Source organism: Halorubrum amylolyticum (assembly GCF_004114995.1).
GTDB classification, from domain to species: domain Archaea; phylum Halobacteriota; class Halobacteria; order Halobacteriales; family Haloferacaceae; genus Halorubrum; species Halorubrum amylolyticum.
In genome coordinates, this window is record NZ_SDJP01000006.1 from 29170 (window position 1) to 46286 (window position 17117).

The 17117-nt window shown below is 70.5% G+C and carries 15 protein-coding genes; 6 read left to right on the forward strand and 9 right to left on the reverse strand.

What is annotated here, in order from left to right; all coding sequences use genetic code 11:
• Positions 1–349 precede the first annotated feature (349 nt).
• Complete coding sequence (locus tag ESO89_RS07020; protein ID WP_128904928.1) at positions 350–2191, reverse strand: cation:proton antiporter; 1842 nt, start codon at positions 2189–2191, stop codon at positions 350–352.
• A 303-nt stretch (positions 2192–2494) separates the two neighbouring features.
• Between ESO89_RS07020 and ESO89_RS07025 the strand changes: the two genes are divergently transcribed.
• Positions 2495–3241 carry a DUF309 domain-containing protein gene (locus ESO89_RS07025; protein ID WP_128904854.1) on the forward strand — a complete coding sequence of 249 codons (747 nt, stop codon included), beginning with the start codon at positions 2495–2497 and terminating at the stop codon, positions 3239–3241.
• Between the two features lie 12 nt (positions 3242–3253).
• On the opposite strand, the gene azf is transcribed toward ESO89_RS07025, so the two are convergent.
• From azf to mutS, 3 genes are all read right to left on the reverse strand, one after another.
• Entirely contained in the window at positions 3254–4156 is a 903-nt protein-coding gene (azf, locus tag ESO89_RS07030) for an NAD-dependent glucose-6-phosphate dehydrogenase Azf (protein ID WP_128904855.1), read from the reverse strand.
• Between the two features lie 70 nt (positions 4157–4226).
• The gene (locus ESO89_RS07035) at positions 4227–4577 is read right to left on the reverse strand and encodes a cell division protein SepF (protein ID WP_128904856.1); all 351 of its coding nucleotides are present in this window, start codon (positions 4575–4577) and stop codon (positions 4227–4229) included.
• A 61-nt stretch (positions 4578–4638) separates the two neighbouring features.
• Positions 4639–7434 (reverse strand): DNA mismatch repair protein MutS, encoded by a 2796-nt coding sequence (mutS, locus tag ESO89_RS07040; RefSeq protein WP_128904857.1) that lies wholly within the window; start codon positions 7432–7434, stop codon positions 4639–4641.
• A 163-nt stretch (positions 7435–7597) separates the two neighbouring features.
• On the opposite strand from mutS, the gene ESO89_RS07045 reads away from it, so the two are divergent.
• Positions 7598–8395 (forward strand): ZIP family metal transporter, encoded by a 798-nt coding sequence (locus ESO89_RS07045; RefSeq protein ID WP_128904858.1) that lies wholly within the window; start codon positions 7598–7600, stop codon positions 8393–8395.
• A gap of 47 nt (positions 8396–8442) precedes the next feature.
• Here ESO89_RS07045 and thiD read toward each other — a convergent pair whose 3' ends face one another.
• Complete coding sequence (gene thiD, locus ESO89_RS07050; protein ID WP_128904859.1) at positions 8443–9297, reverse strand: bifunctional hydroxymethylpyrimidine kinase/phosphomethylpyrimidine kinase; 855 nt, start codon at positions 9295–9297, stop codon at positions 8443–8445.
• Between the two features lie 85 nt (positions 9298–9382).
• On the opposite strand from thiD, the gene ESO89_RS07055 reads away from it, so the two are divergent.
• Positions 9383–10057: a DsbA family oxidoreductase gene (locus ESO89_RS07055; RefSeq protein ID WP_128904860.1), complete on the forward strand. Its 675-nt coding sequence runs from the start codon at positions 9383–9385 to the stop codon at positions 10055–10057.
• A 28-nt stretch (positions 10058–10085) separates the two neighbouring features.
• Here the strand turns inward: ESO89_RS07055 and ESO89_RS07060 are convergent, their stop codons facing one another.
• The 4 genes from ESO89_RS07060 to ESO89_RS07075 all read right to left on the reverse strand — a co-directional run bounded on the left by ESO89_RS07060 (position 10086) and on the right by ESO89_RS07075 (position 14661).
• On the reverse strand, positions 10086–10940 hold the full coding sequence (locus tag ESO89_RS07060) for a phosphatase PAP2 family protein (protein ID WP_128904861.1): 855 nt from the start codon (positions 10938–10940) through the stop codon (positions 10086–10088).
• Positions 10937–12937, reverse strand: a complete 2001-nt coding sequence (locus ESO89_RS07065; protein ID WP_128904862.1) for an ABC transporter substrate-binding protein — start codon at positions 12935–12937, stop codon at positions 10937–10939. The genes ESO89_RS07060 and ESO89_RS07065 overlap by 4 nt, the downstream gene beginning before the upstream one ends.
• A gap of 119 nt (positions 12938–13056) precedes the next feature.
• Positions 13057–14271 (reverse strand): hypothetical protein, encoded by a 1215-nt coding sequence (locus ESO89_RS07070; protein ID WP_128904863.1) that lies wholly within the window; start codon positions 14269–14271, stop codon positions 13057–13059.
• Between the two features lie 87 nt (positions 14272–14358).
• On the reverse strand, positions 14359–14661 hold the full coding sequence (locus tag ESO89_RS07075; RefSeq protein WP_128904864.1) for a DUF7091 family protein: 303 nt from the start codon (positions 14659–14661) through the stop codon (positions 14359–14361).
• 290 nt (positions 14662–14951) lie between these two features.
• Here ESO89_RS07075 and ESO89_RS07080 point away from each other — a divergent pair, with 290 nt between their 5' ends.
• The 3 genes from ESO89_RS07080 (at position 14952) to ESO89_RS07090 (ending at position 17079) form a co-directional block, all read left to right on the forward strand.
• Positions 14952–15878 (forward strand): replication factor A, encoded by a 927-nt coding sequence (locus ESO89_RS07080; RefSeq protein WP_128904865.1) that lies wholly within the window; start codon positions 14952–14954, stop codon positions 15876–15878.
• Positions 15879–16571, forward strand: a complete 693-nt coding sequence (locus ESO89_RS07085; protein ID WP_128904866.1) for an RPA family protein — start codon at positions 15879–15881, stop codon at positions 16569–16571. It abuts the gene before it with no gap.
• Positions 16572–16674: 103 nt separating this feature from the next.
• Positions 16675–17079 carry a CopG family transcriptional regulator gene (locus ESO89_RS07090; protein ID WP_128904867.1) on the forward strand — a complete coding sequence of 135 codons (405 nt, stop codon included), beginning with the start codon at positions 16675–16677 and terminating at the stop codon, positions 17077–17079.
• Positions 17080–17117 lie beyond the last annotated feature (38 nt).

Here is a 17117-nt window from a genome sequence, read left to right on the forward strand (position 1 = left end):
AAACGGCGAGCATCGCGTGCCGTGCGCATGTCCAAAAACTCCGCGGAGATTTGTGCAGGAAAGTCGCAGCCCGGGAAGCGAACGAAGTGAGCGACCCGGACCGTCTTTCCGAGTTCAAATCTCCGTCAGGACGCTCACTTTGCGGCTGCCTCACTTCGTTCGGCAGCCGCCGCGTTCGCGCCCTGACTTGCCCTGCGCTCGCTTCGCTCGCGGCGTCGCCGCTCGCAACGAGGGCTCCCTGCGGTCGCCCTCGCACCGCTCGCGCAGGACTCCGTCAGGACGTTTTCGGATGCACCAAACGGCGAGCACCGCGAGCCGTGCGCACGTTGACGACCGCAAAACACGGTGGTCAGTCGTGCGGGTGGAACCGCTCCATCGCGCGCTTGACCGCGTCCGTGTCGCCGATGAAGGTGACGTGGTCGCCGTACTCCAGCACGCTGTCCGCCGACGGTACGCGGTTCTCGCCGTCACGGCTGACGACGGCGACGAAGGTGCCGTCGGGGATCTCCGCGTTGAGGTCGCGGATCGTCTTCCCGGCGAGGGTCTCCGCGGTCACTTCGACCTCCTGTATGTCGTGGCTGTCGCCCAGTTCGTTCATCCAGTGGGTGATCGCCGGGCGCTCGATCTCGTCGTCGATGGCGACGGCGGTGGCGGTCGGCGAGTCGATCGCCTCGACACCGATGCTCTCGAAGGCCTCGACGTTGTCCGGTTCGTTCACCCGCGAGTACACCGCCTCGACGCCGAACTTCGTGATCGCGAGCTGGCACGCGAGGAGGTTGATGTCGTCGTCGCCGGTCACCGTGATCACCCGCTTGGCGTCCCCGATGCCCGCGCCGCGCAGCGCCTCCGTGTCGCTGCCGTCGCCCTCGTACACGGTGAACCCCTCCGAGCGCGCCCGTTCGACCGCTTCGTCGTCGCTCTCGACGATGACGACGTACTCTCCCCGCCGCTCCAGCCGTGTGGCGAGCGCCCGGCCGACCCGGCCGCCGCCGATGATCATCGTGCGCATTGGTGACACTCCGAGAACGTCGCCGATCTGCCGCGCCAGCCCGGCCTCGATCGCGACCGTCGCGAAGATGACGGCGAACACCGTCCCGACCAACAGCTCTCCCGCAGCCACGTTCCCCGCCAGCTCCAGCTCGATCGCGAACAGCGTCGCCACGCTCGCTGGGATGATCCCGCGGGGACCGACGCTGGCGATGAACAGCCGCTCCGGCCGCGTGAACCGCTCGACGCCGGCGGTCGCGATGAGCGCCCCGAGCGGCCGCAACACGAGCATGACCGCGAGCACGATCCCGACGGCGCCGACGCCGAGTTCCGCGATCGCCTCGACGTCGATCAGCGCGGCCAACGAGATGAACACGAACGAGAGGACGATGAGCGTCGTGTTCTCGGCGAACCGCTCGATCTCCTCTCTGTTGTCGATATCCAGGTTCCCGAGGATGATCCCGCTCGTCGCCGCCGCCGCGATTCCCGCCTCGGCGGCGACGGCCTCGGCGGCCGCGAACGCCCCCACCGCCGCCGCCAACACGAGGAACTGCGACGCCTGCACGTCGCGCTCGGGGACGTAGTCGCTGTTCAACAGGAGGTAGATCGCCGCCGCCGCGAACACGCCGGCGGCCACGCCGACGCCGAACCGCCGGAGGAACGAGAGCACGGTCGCCGGGACGCCGAGGTCGTCGAGCAGCAGCGTCTCGAAGATCACCACGGCGACGATCGCGGCCGTCACGTCGTTGATTATCCCCTCGGTCTCCAGCGCGGCCGCGACGTGGTCCCTCACCCGGACGACGTTGAGTATGGGCGTGATCACGGTCGGTCCCGTCGCCACGAGCAGCGCCCCGATGAGCAGCGCGATCTCCCAGTTTGCCCCCTCGAAGAACCGCACCGCCGCCGCCGTTCCGAGGAACATCACGAGGGCGCTGACCGTCACCAGCCGAAGCGACACGGTCGACGCGCCCCGGATACGCTCGATCCGGAGCGCGAACGCCCCCTCGAAGACGATGATCGCCACGCTGAGCCCGACGATGATCTCCAGCCCGTCCCCGAACGTCTCGAGGGTCACGAGCCCCAGCACCTCCGGCCCCAACACGACCCCAATGAGGAGGTAGAAGATGACGCTCGGCACCTTCAGCCGGTGAGCGACCAGCTGCACGGCGAGCCCCGACACGAGAATCGCCGCGACGGCCGGCAACAGACTACTGGACACGTCTACCGCTCGTAGATTCCCCGCCCTTCTTAGTGTACTGGTGCGGCGACCGTCCCGTCACCGACCGCGTTTCCCCTCCGCCCTCCGACCCACCGGCACTCCGCCCTCCGACCCACCGGCACTCCGCCCTCCGACCCACCGGCACTCCGCCCTCCGGCCCACCTGCACTCCGCCCTCCGGCCCACCTGCACTCCGGCCCACCTGCCCTCCGGCCCACCCGCCCTGTCCTCCGGGGGACCGTCGCCGTCGGTCTCGCCGCTTATGTGTCGGGAACGTCCACGGACCGGTATGACCGATCGCGAGCCCGCCCCCGGCGACCGAGAGTGCCCCGCCGAGGGCCCCGCAGAGGACGCCGTCGAGGGCGACGACGACGAGCGCGCGGACGACGGTCGGCGCGCGGACGTTCCCCCGACCGTTCCCGCCGCGCTCCGCGCCGGCGTCGCCCTGTTCAACGAGGGGCACGTCCTCGCGGCGCATGACCCGTGGGAGGCGGCGTGGCTCCCGCTCGGCGAGGGTCCCGACGAACGTCCCGACGAGCGTCTGCTCCACGGGCTGATCGCGACCGCGGCGGCGACCCATCACGCTTCTGGCCGCAACTGGTCCGGAGCGGCCGGCTGCGCGAGCAACGCGGTCGAATACTTCGACGGGATCGGGTCGGCGCCGCGGAGAGTCGACATCGACCCTGTCCGGGACTGGTGTCGCCGGCTCGCGGCCGACCCGGAGACGAGCGAGCGCGCGGCCCCGCCGACGCTCCGAATCGACGGGACGGCCCCGCGGTTCGGCGACCTCGACCTGTCGGCCGCGCTGCTCGCGGCACCGGCGTTGGCCGGCGCGGTCGCTTCCGGCGACGAGGAGACCTTCGAGACCGCGGCGGCGCTCGCGCGCGAGGAGCGCGGCACCGGCCGGACGACCTTCGCGGAGTTGCTGTTCGCGTTCCTCCGCACGCCCGACGCCCGCCCGCAGGTGGCCGCGCGGCTCGCGGATCATGTGGAACTGGCGGAGCGAAAGCGGCGGGACGTCAACGACCTGTTTTGAGCGGTCACCCGGTCAGGCGCCGTCGGTCGGCGTGTCGGGGTCCGTGGGGAAGTTTGGATCGGCCGGGGGGTCGTCGAGGCCCGGGTGGCCCCCGTCTCTGACTGGTTCGTCGCCCTCGGTGGTGCCGTCGGTTCCGGCCTTCGGCTCCCCCTCGAACGTGTAGTCGCCGGAGTTGTCGGCGGGGTCGTAACCGAGGGCCTCGCGGGCGCGCTCGAGCGAGTAATAGCGTCGGTCGTTGTTCGAGATGCCGTAGACGATCTCGTAGCCGTAGTCGGCCTGCAGACACCGGTTGAACAGGTGCGCGCAGTCGCGGTGCGAGAGCCACATCGCCTGCCCGCGCTCGTACTCCCGCGGCGGGTGGTCCTTCGTGAGGTTGCCGACGCGGACGCAGACGACGCTCATCCCGTGTTCGTCGTGGTGGAAGCGCCCCAGCGACTCCCCGGCCGCCTTCGAGACGCCGTAGAGGTTCCCGGGGCGGGGGAGCTCGGTGCCGTCGAGCCGGTAGCCGTCGTCGGGGCGGTACAGGTCCGGCGTGCGGTCCTCGGTCTCGTAGCCGCCGACGGCGTGGTTCGAGGAGGCGAACGCGAACTTCTCGACGCCGGCGTCGACCGCGGCGCGCATCACGACCTGCGTCCCGTCGATGTTGTTCCGGAGGACGGAGTCCCACGGCGCCGTCTTCCGCGGGTCGCCCGCGAGGTGGATCACCGCGCCGACGCCGTCCACCGCCTCCCGGACGGCGTCCGCGTCGGTGATGTCGGCGACGTACCGGTCGGCGTCGGTGACCCCGTTTGGAACCTTCGCCGCCGGGAGCGGCTCCCTGTCGAGGAGTCGCCACTCGTAGTCGTCGCCGATGCCGCGGAGGATGGCCTGCCCCACCCGTCCGCCGGCGCCCGTCAGCAGGACCGGCTCGTCCATTCGGTCGTACGTGGGCGCGAGACGGGCATATATGCCACGGTTCGGTCGCGGCGCGGTGGTCGTCCCCTCGCTACAGCTTCTCGCGCGAGACGCTCACGCCGGTCGGGGTGACGACGATCTGGTCGTCGCCCTTCTGGACGATGTCGCCGTCGACCTCCTGGGCGACCTGCCGCAGTTCGTCGATGATGTGTTCGATCGTCCGGTCCGATGTGGAGTGACGGGTGATGTCCGCGATGACGAAGTCGCCGTCGTAGACGGCGTCTTTGATCGGGATCACGTCGCCCTGATCCCCGATCTCCGCGATGTGTACTTGCATGCCCGTGTCCGCGTGCGCCTCGGCGAAGTCGTCGAGGTCGAGCTCGACGTAGTCGTCGACGGAGCGGTTCCCGCCCCCGCCGAGGATCTTGCTCATAATACCCATACACACCACACGACGAGGTCGGACATTAGTTCTTACGTCAGACGCTACGTCGCACTGGCCGTCATCGGTTCTCGCCGAGCCGCTCCTGCCACTCCTGTACCCGCGACAGCAGCTCCACCGGCGCGGTCTCTGCGACGTCGACATCGCTCAGCTCCTCGATCACGGCGCGGATCTCGGTGTCAAGCCGGTCGGTCTCCGCGGTCTCGCCGGGCTCTCCGGCGCGGGGTGACACCGACTCCGGCTCCGCTCCGTTCCGGTTGTTTTCGGGCTCGGCCGCACCGGGTACCCCGGAATCGCCGTCGCCCTCCCCCGCGAACGACCCGGACGAGAGGTCGAAGACGACCTGTTCCGGGTCACCGTTGGCGGTGCCGGCGGAGCTCTCGCCCCCGCGGTCCCCGCCCCGCGATCCCCCCTTCGCCTCGATCGCCTTCTCCTCGCGGAGCCGGTCGAGCACCGTGTCGGCGCGGGAGACGACCGGCTCCGGGACGCCGGCGAGGTCGGCGACGTGGACCCCGTACGACCGGTTCGTCGGGCCGTCGCGGACGGTCCGGAGGAACGTCACCTCCCCGTCGCGCTCGTCGACGGCGACGTGGACGTTGGCGACTCGGGGGAGGTGGTCGGCCAGCGTCGTCAGCTCGTGGTAGTGCGTAGCAAAGAGCGTTCGCGCGCGCACCTCGTTGTGGAGGTACTCGGTCGCGGCCCACGCGATCGAGATGCCGTCGTAGGTGGCGGTGCCGCGCCCGACCTCGTCGAGGATGACGAGGGAGTCGGCGGTCGCCGAGTGGAGGATGTTCGACAGCTCCTGCATCTCCACCATGAACGTCGAGCGCCCCTGCGCCAGCTCGTCGAGCGCGCCGACGCGGGTGTAGATCCCGTCGACGAGCCCGACCGCGGCCGCCCGTGCGGGGACGAACGACCCCGCCTGCGCGAGCAGCTGGATCAGCGCCGCCTGCCGCATGTACGTCGACTTCCCGCTCATGTTCGGGCCGGTGACGATGAGGAAGCCGCGCTCCCCGTCGAGCCGGAGGTCGTTCGGCACGAAGTCGGTCGTCCGCTCGACGACGGGGTGGCGCCCGGCCTCCACGTCGAGCCGGCGCTCGTCGGTCAGATCGGGGCGCGTCCAGTCGTTGCCGGCGGCGTGGGTCGCCAGCGACGCGAGCGCGTCGATCTGGGCGACCGACCGCCCCACGTCCTGCAGCAGTTCGGCGTCGGCCGCGACCCGCTCGCGCAGCTCCTCGAACAGCTCGTACTCCAGCTCGCCGCGGGCCTCCTCCAGCCGGAGCACCTCGCGCTCCCGCTCTTCGAGCTCCTCGGTGACGAACCGCTTCGAGTTCTTCAGCGTCTTGATCTCGCGGTAGTGCTCGGGGACTCCGTCGGCCGCGGACTTGCCGACCTGAATGTAGTAGCCGTCCGTCTTGTTGCGGTCGACGGTGACGTGGCTCAGACCGTACTGCCGCTTCTCGCGCTCCGCGAGCGTGTCGAGCCACCCCTCGACCTCCTCGTGGCGCGCGATCAGCTCGTCGAGCTCGTCGTCGTACCCCTTCCGGAGCAGTCCGCCCTGCGTCTTCGTCTTCGGCGGGTCCTCCGCGAGCGCGTCCGCGAGCTCGTCGTGGAGGGTCGCGGCGCGCTCGCGGTCGATTTCTTCCAGCACCGCGGCGACCGGCGAGTCGGCGAGCGCGGTCCCGGAGACGGCGTCCGAGAGTTCGGGAACCAGCGCGAGGGAGTCCCGCACCGAGAGGAGTTGGCGGGCACCCGCGCTCCCGCTCGTCGCCCGCGCCGCGAGGCGTTCGAGGTCGTACGCGTCTCCGAGCGTCTCCCGCAGGCGGTCGCGCGCGAGCGCCGCCGACGCCAGCGCCTCCACCGCGTCGAGCCGGCGGTCCAGCTCCTCACGGTCCCGCCGCGGGCGCGTGAGCCACTCTCGGAGCAGCCGCCCGCCGGCGGCCGTGACGGTGTGATCGACCGTCTCGAACAGCGAGCCGTCGGCGTCGCCGCGCATCGTCTCGGTGAGCTCGAGGTTGCGCTGGGTCGTGGCGTCGACGGCGACGTGGTCGTCGTCGCCGTAGGCGGTGAGGCGGGTGATCGACGCCAGCACGCCCGCGCCCGTCTCTTCGACGTAGCCGAGGACCGCGCCCGCCGCGCGCAGCGCCAGCTCGGAGTCGATCCCGACGCTGTCGGCGGTCTCGCGGCCGAACTGCTCGCGGACCGCGTGGGTCGCGCGCCCCGGCGCGAACGCCTCCGCGTCGAAGACGGAGACCGACCCCGACAGGTCCTCGCGGACCGCCCCGAGCAGCCCGTTGTCGTTGCGGACGCGCGGCCCCGGAAGCACCTCCGCGGGGTCGAAGCGGTACAGCTCCGCGCGGAGGTCGTCGGCGGTCTCGACCTCGGTGACGAGAAATCGCCCGGTGGTCACGTCGGCGAGCGCGAGCCCGTAGGGGCCGTCGGCGTCGTCGCCTTCGGTCGCCGACGCGCCAGCGCCCGGCCCGTCCCCCTCGCGGACGACCGCCGCGAGGTACCGGGCGTCGTCGTCGGCGGTCTCCAGCAGGGTGCCGGGCGTGACGACGCGGGTGATCTCGCGGGCGTGGCCGTCGTCCGTCTCGTACTGGTCGGCGACGGCGACCCGGTAGCCGCGCTCGACGAGCGCCTTCACGTAGGGGGTGAGCTCCGAGAGCGGCACGCCCGCCATCGGGTACGACGAGCCGTGCGAGGACTTCTGCGAGACGGTGAGATCCAGCTCGTCGGCGACCAGTTCGGCGTCGTCCGCGAAGAACTCGTAGAAGTCGCCGCACTGCATGGCGAGGACATCCGCGTCGGTCTCCGCCTTGAGATCGAGAAACTCTCCGACGATCCCCGTTGGCATATGTCCGTACTCCCGCCGTCGGCGGGTAAAACCCTACGGGTGTGCAGCCGCGCGCGGCGGTCGGCGTCGCTCGGCTTCCCGGACCTTGGCATCGCTCGGCTTCCCGGACCCTGGCATCGCTCGGTGGGATTATGTGCGTTATCCGCGTACGCTCACGCGATCGATGGTCGCGCTCGACGCGTTCGCGTTCGTCTTCGTCGCGGGGCTGATCACGGCGCTCGCGACGGGCGTCGGCGCGCTCCCGTTCTTCTTCTTCGACTCGATCAGCGACCGCGGCAACGTGGTGCTGTGGGGGTTCGCTTCCGGGATCATGCTGGCGGCGTCCCTGTTCGGCCTCGTCGACGAGGGGCTCGCCGAGGGGACGCCGGCGGAGATCGGGATCGGCGTGCTCGCCGGCGTGGCCCTCGTCGTCCTCGCCCACGACGTGCTGATGGACGCCGAGATCGACCCGCAGGAGTACGAGGAGGCCGACTTCAAGAAGCTCGTCCTGATCCTCGGCGTGCTGACGGTCCACAGCTTCCCGGAGGGGATCGCGGTCGGCGTCTCCTTCGCCGACCTCGGACTGGAGGGCGTGACCCAGCTGTTCGGGTTCACGGTCCCGCTTCTGGCGGTGTTCATGACCCTCGCGATCTCGATCCACAACGTCCCCGAGGGGACCGCCATCTCCATCCCGCTGCGGTCGATGGGCGTCTCGAAGTGGAAGATGGTGTGGTGGTCGGTGTTCTCCAGCCTGCCGCAGCCGATCGGGGCGGTCGTCGCGTTCGCGTTCGTCCGCTACGCCCGCGAGTTCCTCCCGTACGGTTTCGGGTTCGCGGCGGGCGCGATGATCTACCTCGTCCTCTCCGAGTTCATCCCCGAGGCGCTCGAAACCGGGACGGACCTGCCGAGCGGCGGGAAGCCGGTGCTCGCCGGCGGGATCGCGCTCGGCGTCCTGCTGATGGTCCCGCTCAACTTCATCTGACCCGGCGGGCCGCCTGACCGCGGACGAAACCCTAGCCCCCGTCGAACTTACGCGCCCCCGTCGAACGCGGTCGGGTTGACCGCGCCGGGGCCCTCGCCCACGTCGTAGCCGCGCCGGATCGCGGGACCCATCCCGTCGACCGCGGCGGCGACCGCCTCGCGGAGCGGTTCGTCGCGCGCCAGCCGGGCCGTGATCGCGCTCGACAGCGCACAGCCCGAGCCGTGGGTCGCGTCGGTCGCGACGCGGGAGTTCTCGAACCGGAGCGCGGTCGGCGAACCGGAGCCGTCCGCTCCGTCGTCTCCTCCCTCGCTCCCGACAACGAGCGTGTCGGTCACGCGCTCCCCGTCGCCGAGGTGACCGCCCTTCACGAGCGCGGCGTCGGCGCCGGCCGCAACCAGCTCCCGGCCCGCGCGCTCGGCGTCTGCCGGCGTCTCGACCGGCCCGTCGACCAGCACCTCGGCCTCGTCGGCGTTGGGCGTGACGAGCGTCGCCGCCTCGATCAGCCCCTCGTAGGCGGCCTCCGCCTCCGGGGACAGCAGGCGGTCGCCGCTCGCCGCGACCATCACCGGGTCGACGACGACCGGGGCCTCGACCGCCGCGACCAGTCCGGTCACGGTCTCGACCGTCTCGGCCGCCGCGAGCATCCCGGTCTTGACCGCGCCTACGTCGAAGTCGTCGACGACGGCGTCGTACTGGCTCGCGACGTGCGCCGGCGGCACCGCGTGCACGTCGCGGACGCCACGGGTGTTCTGGGCGGTCGTCGCCGTCACGACCGCGGTGCCGAAGACGCCGTGCGCGGTCATCGACTTCAGGTCGGCCTGTATCCCCGCCCCGCCGCCGGCGTCGCTGCCGGCGATCGCGAGCGCGACGGGCGGCGAAACGGGGTCGCGTCCAGATGGCATATTCGGGTGGTATCACTCGGTTATCTTAAACCGTGGCGATCGCCGCCGCCGAACGGCCTTTGCCCCTCGCGGCCGAACCGGCGGTATGTCGAACACCGACGCCGCGGACGCCGCGGATGCCGCGGACGAACCGGATCGCGACGCGCCCGAGTCGATCACCGTCTACTCCGACTACGTCTGCCCGTTCTGCTACCTCGGCCGGCAGTCGCTCGCGCGGTATCAGGAGACGCGCGAGGAGCCGCTCGCGATCGACTGGCACCCGTTCGATCTCCGGGCGGGCCAGCGCGGGCCGGACGGCGAGATCGACGAGTCCGCGGACAACGGGAAAGACGAGGAGTACTACGAGCAGGCCCGTGAGAACGTCCGGCGGCTACAGGAGGAGTACGACGCCGAGATGGCCCAAGAGCTGCGGTCCGACGTGGACTCGCTCCCGGCGCAGATCGTCTCGGTGCACGTCCGGGAGACCGCGCCCGACTCGTGGCTCGCGTTCGACGAGGCGGTCTTCGCCGCGCTGTGGCAGGATGGCCGCGACATCGGCGACCGCGAGGTGCTCGCCGACATCGCGGAGCGCGTGGAGGGGTTCGACCCCGCCGTCGTCGACGAGGCGCTCGGAGACGACGACCTCCGCGACCGCGTCACCGACCTGTTCACCGCGGCGCGGGAGCGCGGGGTCACCGGCGTCCCGACGTTCGCGTACGACGGCCACGCCGCCCGCGGCGCGGTGCCCCCGGAGCAGCTCGAACGGCTCGTCGAAGGGTAGTCACCGCCGCTTTCGACTGAGAACCGGACTACTCCTCGCCGTCGCCGCCGTCTTCCTCCCCGCCACCGCCTCCAGCTCTCCGCTCCCCCTCTTCGTCGACGAGCCGATACGACAGGGACACCGCGCCGAGCGCGAGTGCGATCCCGCCGATCACGTCGGTGAGCCAGTGGATTCCGAGGTACATCGTCGCGATCACCACGCTCGTCGCGAGCCACGCGGCGATCGGCGTCCACAGCGGGTACTCCCGCCGGGTCAGGACCGCGAACGTCCCGACGGTCACCGACAGCGACGTGTGCAGCGAGGGGAAGACGTTCGCCGGCTCGTTCACTTCGCCGGTCAGCGCCATGAACTCCGGGTTGTGGGTGAAAAGCAGCGAGGTCACCATCTCGGGCATGACGTTGCGCGGCCCGTGCGCGAGCACGACCGTGTACAGCACGAGCCCGATCGCGTAGTTGAGGGCGTACGCGACGATGAGCCGCTTCACCGTCGTCGTCCGCGGCAGGGCCAGATACGCGAGGAACGGGAACGCGAGCAGGAACACGTACCCGTACACGTACACCGACGAGAAGTACATCGTCAGCTGCGGGGAGCCGAGCGTCGCCTGCACCCACGCGACGAAGTTCCCCTCCAAGGCGTAGATAGCCCACGTCAGCCGCAGGCCGAACAGCCCGGAGATCGTCTGGAGCGAGCTCCGCCCGACCGCGCTCGCCAGGAGCACCACCACCAGCGCGGCGAGGGGTCTCCGGATCTCCCACAGCCGGTCGCCCAGGTCGTTCCAGAGCGCGTACAGCCGCCGCGGGCGGATGATGGCGACGCTCGCAGCGAGCAGCGCCGACCCAACCCACAGCACGAGCGAACTCACGACCGACAGAAGCGGATTCATGTGCTCGGCGCGAGCAGCCGCCCCTCCTCGTCGAACCGGTACCCGGCCTCGCGGAGCCGGTCACGGGCCGTCTCGGCGTCGAGCGAGCCGGACTCGCCGATGAACGGGTGGACGGGATCGGTCTCTCGGTCCTCCCACCGGAGGTCCGAGGGCACCCACTCCGGAGTGGCGGCGAGCGGCGAGGCGGCGGGCTCGGCGTACCCGTCGAACGCGACGTCGACGAGGGTCTGTTTGTCGATCAACGACGCGAGCACCCCGCGGAACCGCGGGTTCGACAGCGGCGCCCGCCGGGTGTTGTATCCAACGTGATAGAACCCGCCGGACCGACCCGCGACGAGCCGCGCGTCGGCCTCGCGCCCGATCCGCGGGACGGCATCCGGGCCGAGGTTCGAAACGGTCGCGTCAGCGAACCCGTCGCCGACCGCCTGCACCGCGGCGATGTCAGACCCCATCACCTCGATCTCCAGCCGGTCGAACGCCGGCTTCCCGCGGAATCGCTCGGGGATCTCCGCCAGCGGGTCCGTCTCGTCGCCGCCCTGCCCGTCGTCCGTGCCGTCGGCCGACCCGTCTTCGCCGTCCGCCTCGCGCACGAGGAAGTGGTCCGGGTTGCGCTCGAAGGCGACCGACTCCTCGGGGGCGGCCTCGACGAAGCGCACCGGGCCGCTCCCGATCGGATTCTCGTTGTTCGTCACCACGGCCTCGGTCGTCTCCGCGTCGAACTCGAACCCGGCGATCGTCGCCACCCCGGTCCGCTCCTCCCAGACGTGCTTCGGGAGGATCGGGACCTGGAGGGCGCGCACGCCGACCGCGTCGTTGACGCCGTCGAGCGTCAGCCGAACCGTCATCTCGTCGACGGCGGTTGCCGACTCGACGGCCGAGACGCGGCCGCGGAACGTCGGCGTCGGCACCGACGACTCGGTCGTTCCCATCGAGGTGTCCCGGAGGAACTCGTAGGTGAACACGACGTCGTCGGCCGTCACCGGCTCCCCGTCGTGCCAGTTGGCCTCTCGAAGCGACACCTCGATCACCGACTCGCCGACCCGGTCCCAGCGGGCGGCGAGCCACGGGATCACCTCCCCGTCGTCGATCAGCGCGAGCCGGTCGTACAGCAGGGAGGTGAAGGTGCCGTAGCGCCGGTACTCGGCGGCGATCGGGTTCCAGTTCTGCGTGATGCGCTCGTCGGTCGTCACGAGCCGGAGGGTGTCGGCGTCGTCCGCGTCGTCGCCGTCCGTGAGCGGGTTGTCGTCGATCAGCCCCCCGTCGGTCTCGTTGCCGGCGGTCCCGTCGGCGGCGGTCTCGTTGCCGTCGGCGGTCTCGTTCCCCCCGTCGTCGATCGTTTCGCTCCCGGACCCGCCTCCGTCTGTGCCTCCGTCCGCGCCGTCGACGCGCTCCAGCCCGAGCAGCCCTCCCACCGAGAGCGGCTGGCGGTTCGTCCAGTTCTCGAAGCGGTCCTCGCGGACCGCGGTGAGTGGGTCGGGAAACGCGACGACGGTGAACGGCTGTAGCTCGCAGAGGGTCCGCTGAAGGTCCGCAACGACTTCGCGCCGCTCGCCCCCGTCGGCCCGCCGCTGGCTCGCGAGCAGTTCGTCGACGCCGTTGACGTCGGTGAGACCGAACGGGTTCTGCCACCCCGACTCCGCGGCGAACCGGGAGTGGATGTACCCGTACATCGCGTCGGGGTCGAACGGCTCCGCCTCCCGGAACTGTCCGACGTACACGTCGAAGTTGTGGTTGATGAGTACCTTCCGCCGGAGGTCGGTGTGTCCGAGCGTGTTGATCCGGGCGTCGACGCCCACCGCGTTCAGGTTCTTCGCGAGGTGTCTGGCGATCCGGATCGCGTTGGGGTCGCTGTCGGCGGGCGGGGCGTTGATCTCTACGGTTAGCTGCGAGGACCGATCGCGCCCCGCGATGTTCCGCGTGCGGCCGAGACAGCCGGCGCTCAGGGCTGCGATCCCCGTTCCGGCGAGCAGCTCTCGCCGACCGATCTGCCGCGTCATGCGTTCGTCGACTGTTTCGCCCCTCGCGTATATCTCTTCTGTGGTGTCGCCGCCGGATCGAACCGCCAGTACGTCCGTCACTCCGCCAGAGACGACCGCGAGAGCCCTCAAGCCTCCGTTCAGATCACGTCGGCGAGCGGCAGCGCCAGCCCGATCGCCCACCCCGCCAGCCCCGCCGCGAGCACCGGGCGATCCGCGGCGGCGCGCCCCGTCGCGGCGACGCCGAGCGCGGCGAGCAGGGCGACCCGGTGGACGAGGAGGTCGGGCGGCACCGCCACGCCGAGCGCGGCGAAGTCGATCACGAACCCCGCGCCGAGCCCGACGACGACGCCGAGAAGCGCCGCGCTCGGCTCCGACTCGGGCGTCCGAGCCACGACGAGCGCCGGAATCCCGACCGCGATGACGAGGTACAGCGGGGCGGCGATGAGCTTCGGTCCGGCCCCGGGGTACGCGGTCTCCAACGCGACCCCCGCCACCCGGACGCCGACGATGACGGCCGCGAGCGCGGCGCCGAGGACCGCGGCGTCGGCGTGTCGAACCGCCTCTCGCCGCGTCCGCTGCGCGAGTTCGACCGCCGCGGCCCGGGTCCGGCGTCGGAGCAGCGCGCCCCCTAGGGCCGCCAGCGACGCCAGTTCGATCACCGAGACCCAGCCGTCGCTCCAGCCGCCCTCGATACCGCGGTACTCGCGGCTGACCTCGGCGTCGACCGCGCCGTGGATGAACTCGTCTTCGAGCCGCACCGACGGGTCGTCGATGCCCGGCACCGTGTGGCGGAGCCGGAACCAGTCGTAGTATTCCTCGTGTGCCTGCACCGCGGTGTAGGCGCCGTCCGGCGACTCGTACGCCCGGAGGTGGTCGCGCACGCCGAGGTACGCCCCGTCGTGGAGCTCGAACGTCTCCTCCAGCCAGACGCCGCCGTCCGGTCCCTCCACGTAGCTGTAGCGGTCGGAGCTGTGCGCGTCCGCCCAGTCGCGCTCGACGAGCGCTTCCACCTGCTCGACGTCGGCGGTCGCCGCCGCCTCGGCCGCCTCGGTCTCCTCCCAGTCGGCCCCCGACCGCCCCTCGATCGCCCGCCGCGTCGTCTCCGCGTCGGCGTCGAAGAGGACGTTGATCGCGAGCGTCCGGCCCTCGACCGAGGTGCTCCGGCTCGTGTACGGCCAGAGCCGGTAGTCGCCGTCGACCGCGATGAGCGACGCCTCGTCCACCGCCGCGGGCGCCGGCTCGTCGACGGTCGGCGGCGGCGCCTCGTCGCCCGCGCCGGCGAAGAAGCCGGAGGCCGCGAGCCCGACGCCGACCGCGACGAGGAGCGCGACGACGACCGTCGTCCGTCTCATGCGTCGTGTGAGGACGCCGGGAGAGAAACCGCTTTGGGTGTTTCTCGCGACCCCTTCCGCGTCTCCTCACCCACCAATCCTCCCCGCTTACCAGGTCTCGACGAACCCCTCCCGCACGTCCTCCGCGCACCCCTCGCAGTCGGGGTGGCCGCCCTCGAAACACGACGGCCGCCCCTCTTCGTCGACGGGGACCGTCCGACGCTCCGCGTGCCGACGACAGACGATCCGGGCGCGCCCGTCGTCGTCGGTCGGGAGGTCGTACCGCTTCGCCCCCGCGCCGTCGCCCGCCGGGTCGTCCTTCGCCTCGGAGTACGCCCGCTTTGCCTCCTCGAACTGCTCGCCCGCCTTGCGGAGCTGCTGGCGGATGACGCGTTCGAGTCGGTCGTCCATAGAGGCCGTACCGGCGCGTCGGATATAGGTCCGTTGGCGATAGTGTCGCGCGTGGACACTTCGCGTGGTACGGTTCCACTCGAAACGGCGCCCGCGCGTGGCTGACGGGCGTCAGACGCCACCCCGATCGATTGCGTCCGTGGATCTGCCGAGAGCTGAGAAAAACGCGGTTCGAGGCGCCAGAGTGGCTAATTCGTCCACTTTCACCGTGGTTGCGGGATTTTTAATACCGTGAGGAACCAACCGTCGTACGCCTCCCATTGAAACACGACCGGAGGCGGAGACACCCCATGAGCGAACTGCGACAGGAAGCGGAAGCGATGGCGGAACAGTTCTCGGACCACCTAGACGTGGATACCGACGAAATCGAGGAGCGACTGGAGAACCTCGTCAACGAGTACCGCGTCCCCCTCGACGAGGCGCGCCGGAGCGTCACCAACAGCTACCTCGAAGACGCCGGGATGGAGCGCGACGAGCTCGGCCGCGGCGGCAGCGAGTCCGTGCTCGTCGACGAGATCGACGAGGACGAGCAGTGGGTCGACCTGCGCGTGGAACTGGTCGACCTGTGGGAGCCCCGCAGCGACTCGATCTCGCAGGTCGGGCTCTTCGGCGACGAGTCGGGCACGATCAAGTTCGTCGCCTTCGAGACCTCCGACCTCCCCGAACTGGAGGAGGGACAGGCGTACGAACTCTCCAACGTCGTCACCGACGAGTACGAGGGGAGCTACTCGGTGAAGCTCAACCGGACCACCGGTATCACCGAAATCGACGAGGAGATCGAGGTCGGCGACAACGCCGACACCGTCGAGGGCGCCCTCGTCGACATCCAGTCCGGCTCCGGGCTGATCAAGCGCTGCCCAGAGGACGACTGCACGCGCGTCCTCCAGAACGGGCGGTGTTCCGAGCACGGACAGGTCGAGGGCGAGTTCGACCTCCGGATCAAGGGCGTCCTCGACGACGGCGAGACCGTCACCGAGGTCATCTTCGACCGCGAGGCCACCGAGGAACTCACCGGGATGGGCTTGGAGGAGGCCAAGGACATGGCGATGGACGCGCTCGACACCACCGTCGTCGCCGAGGAGATGGGCGACGACGTGCTCGGGCGGTACTACCGCGTCACCGGCCCCACCTTCGGCCGGTACGTCCTGGTCGACGAGATGGAAGACCCCGGTGCCGTCGACGTTGAAAGCGCGCTGATCGAAGCGAGGTCGATCTAAATGAGTCAATCCGCACCCACCCGAGAGGTCGCCCGGCGCGTGTTCGCGAGCGAGTTCAACGACGCCGGCTACACGTTCACCGAGTCCGACGACGAGCGCGCCCCCGTCTACGCGCTGTTGCCGACGGGCGAGTCATCGAACCGCGTGTTCTTCGTCGGCACCCTCACGGAGAAGGAGGACGTGGGCGAGGACGCCGAGTACTGGCGCGGCCGCATCGTCGACCCGACGGGCACGTTCTTCGTGTACGCCGGCCAGTACCAGCCCGAGGCCGCCTCCAAACTCCGCGATCTGGAACCGCCCGCCTACGTCGCAGTCGTGGGGAAGCCCCGGACGTACGAGACCGACGACGGCACCGTCCGGGTCTCGGTCCGCCCCGAGTCGATCACCGAGGTCGACGTCGACACCCGCGACCGCTGGGTCGCCGAGACGGCCACGCGAACGATCGAGCGCGTCGCCGCGTTCGACGACGAGGGGAACGAGTACGCGCGGATGGCCCGCGAGGAGTACGACCTCGACCCCGAGACGTACAAGGCCGCCGCGCTGTCGGCCCTCGAAGACCTCGACGAGGGTGACGGCGACGAACTCGCGGGCGACGGCGACGAGTTCGCCGACGGCGGGTCCGCGAACGACGGGTCCGCGGGCGGCGACGCCGCCTCCGACGGGACGGAGCCGACCGGCGCGCCGGAGCCCTGACGCGATCGGCGCGCCCTGGCTCCGTTTCGATCCCCGAGACGAGTCTCGATCTTGCGACCGTCTGACAAACGCTTAAGTAGTCGGCGCGCCGATCGGTCCGATAATGGGCAACAAGAACAAGACGATCTCGTTCCGCGTCAACGAGGACGCGTTCGAGACCCTCCGCGACATCGCCGAGGAGCGAGACATCTCGCTGTCGGCCGTCTTCCGGGACTACGTGGATACGCTCGTTGCCCACGACGGACAGGTCCGGGTCGTCCCGGAGGCGGAGCTCGACAGCATGGGCGAGAGCAGGGAGTCGTTCCCCCCGAAGATCGAGGTCCCGAAGAGCTTCGTGCGCGAGCACGAGCGGCTGGAGCTCGAGGCCGACCACCTCCGCGAGCAGCTGGAGGAGCACAAACGCTACGTCAACTACCTCCGCGAGCAGTTGGAGGACGGCGACGAAGAGGTGATCCAGCTCGAGGACCTCGACGGCGAGCCCGACGAGCCTTCCTTCCGGCTCGGGTAGTTGAGGACGAAACGTCTCGTTTCCTTTCGGTACTCTCT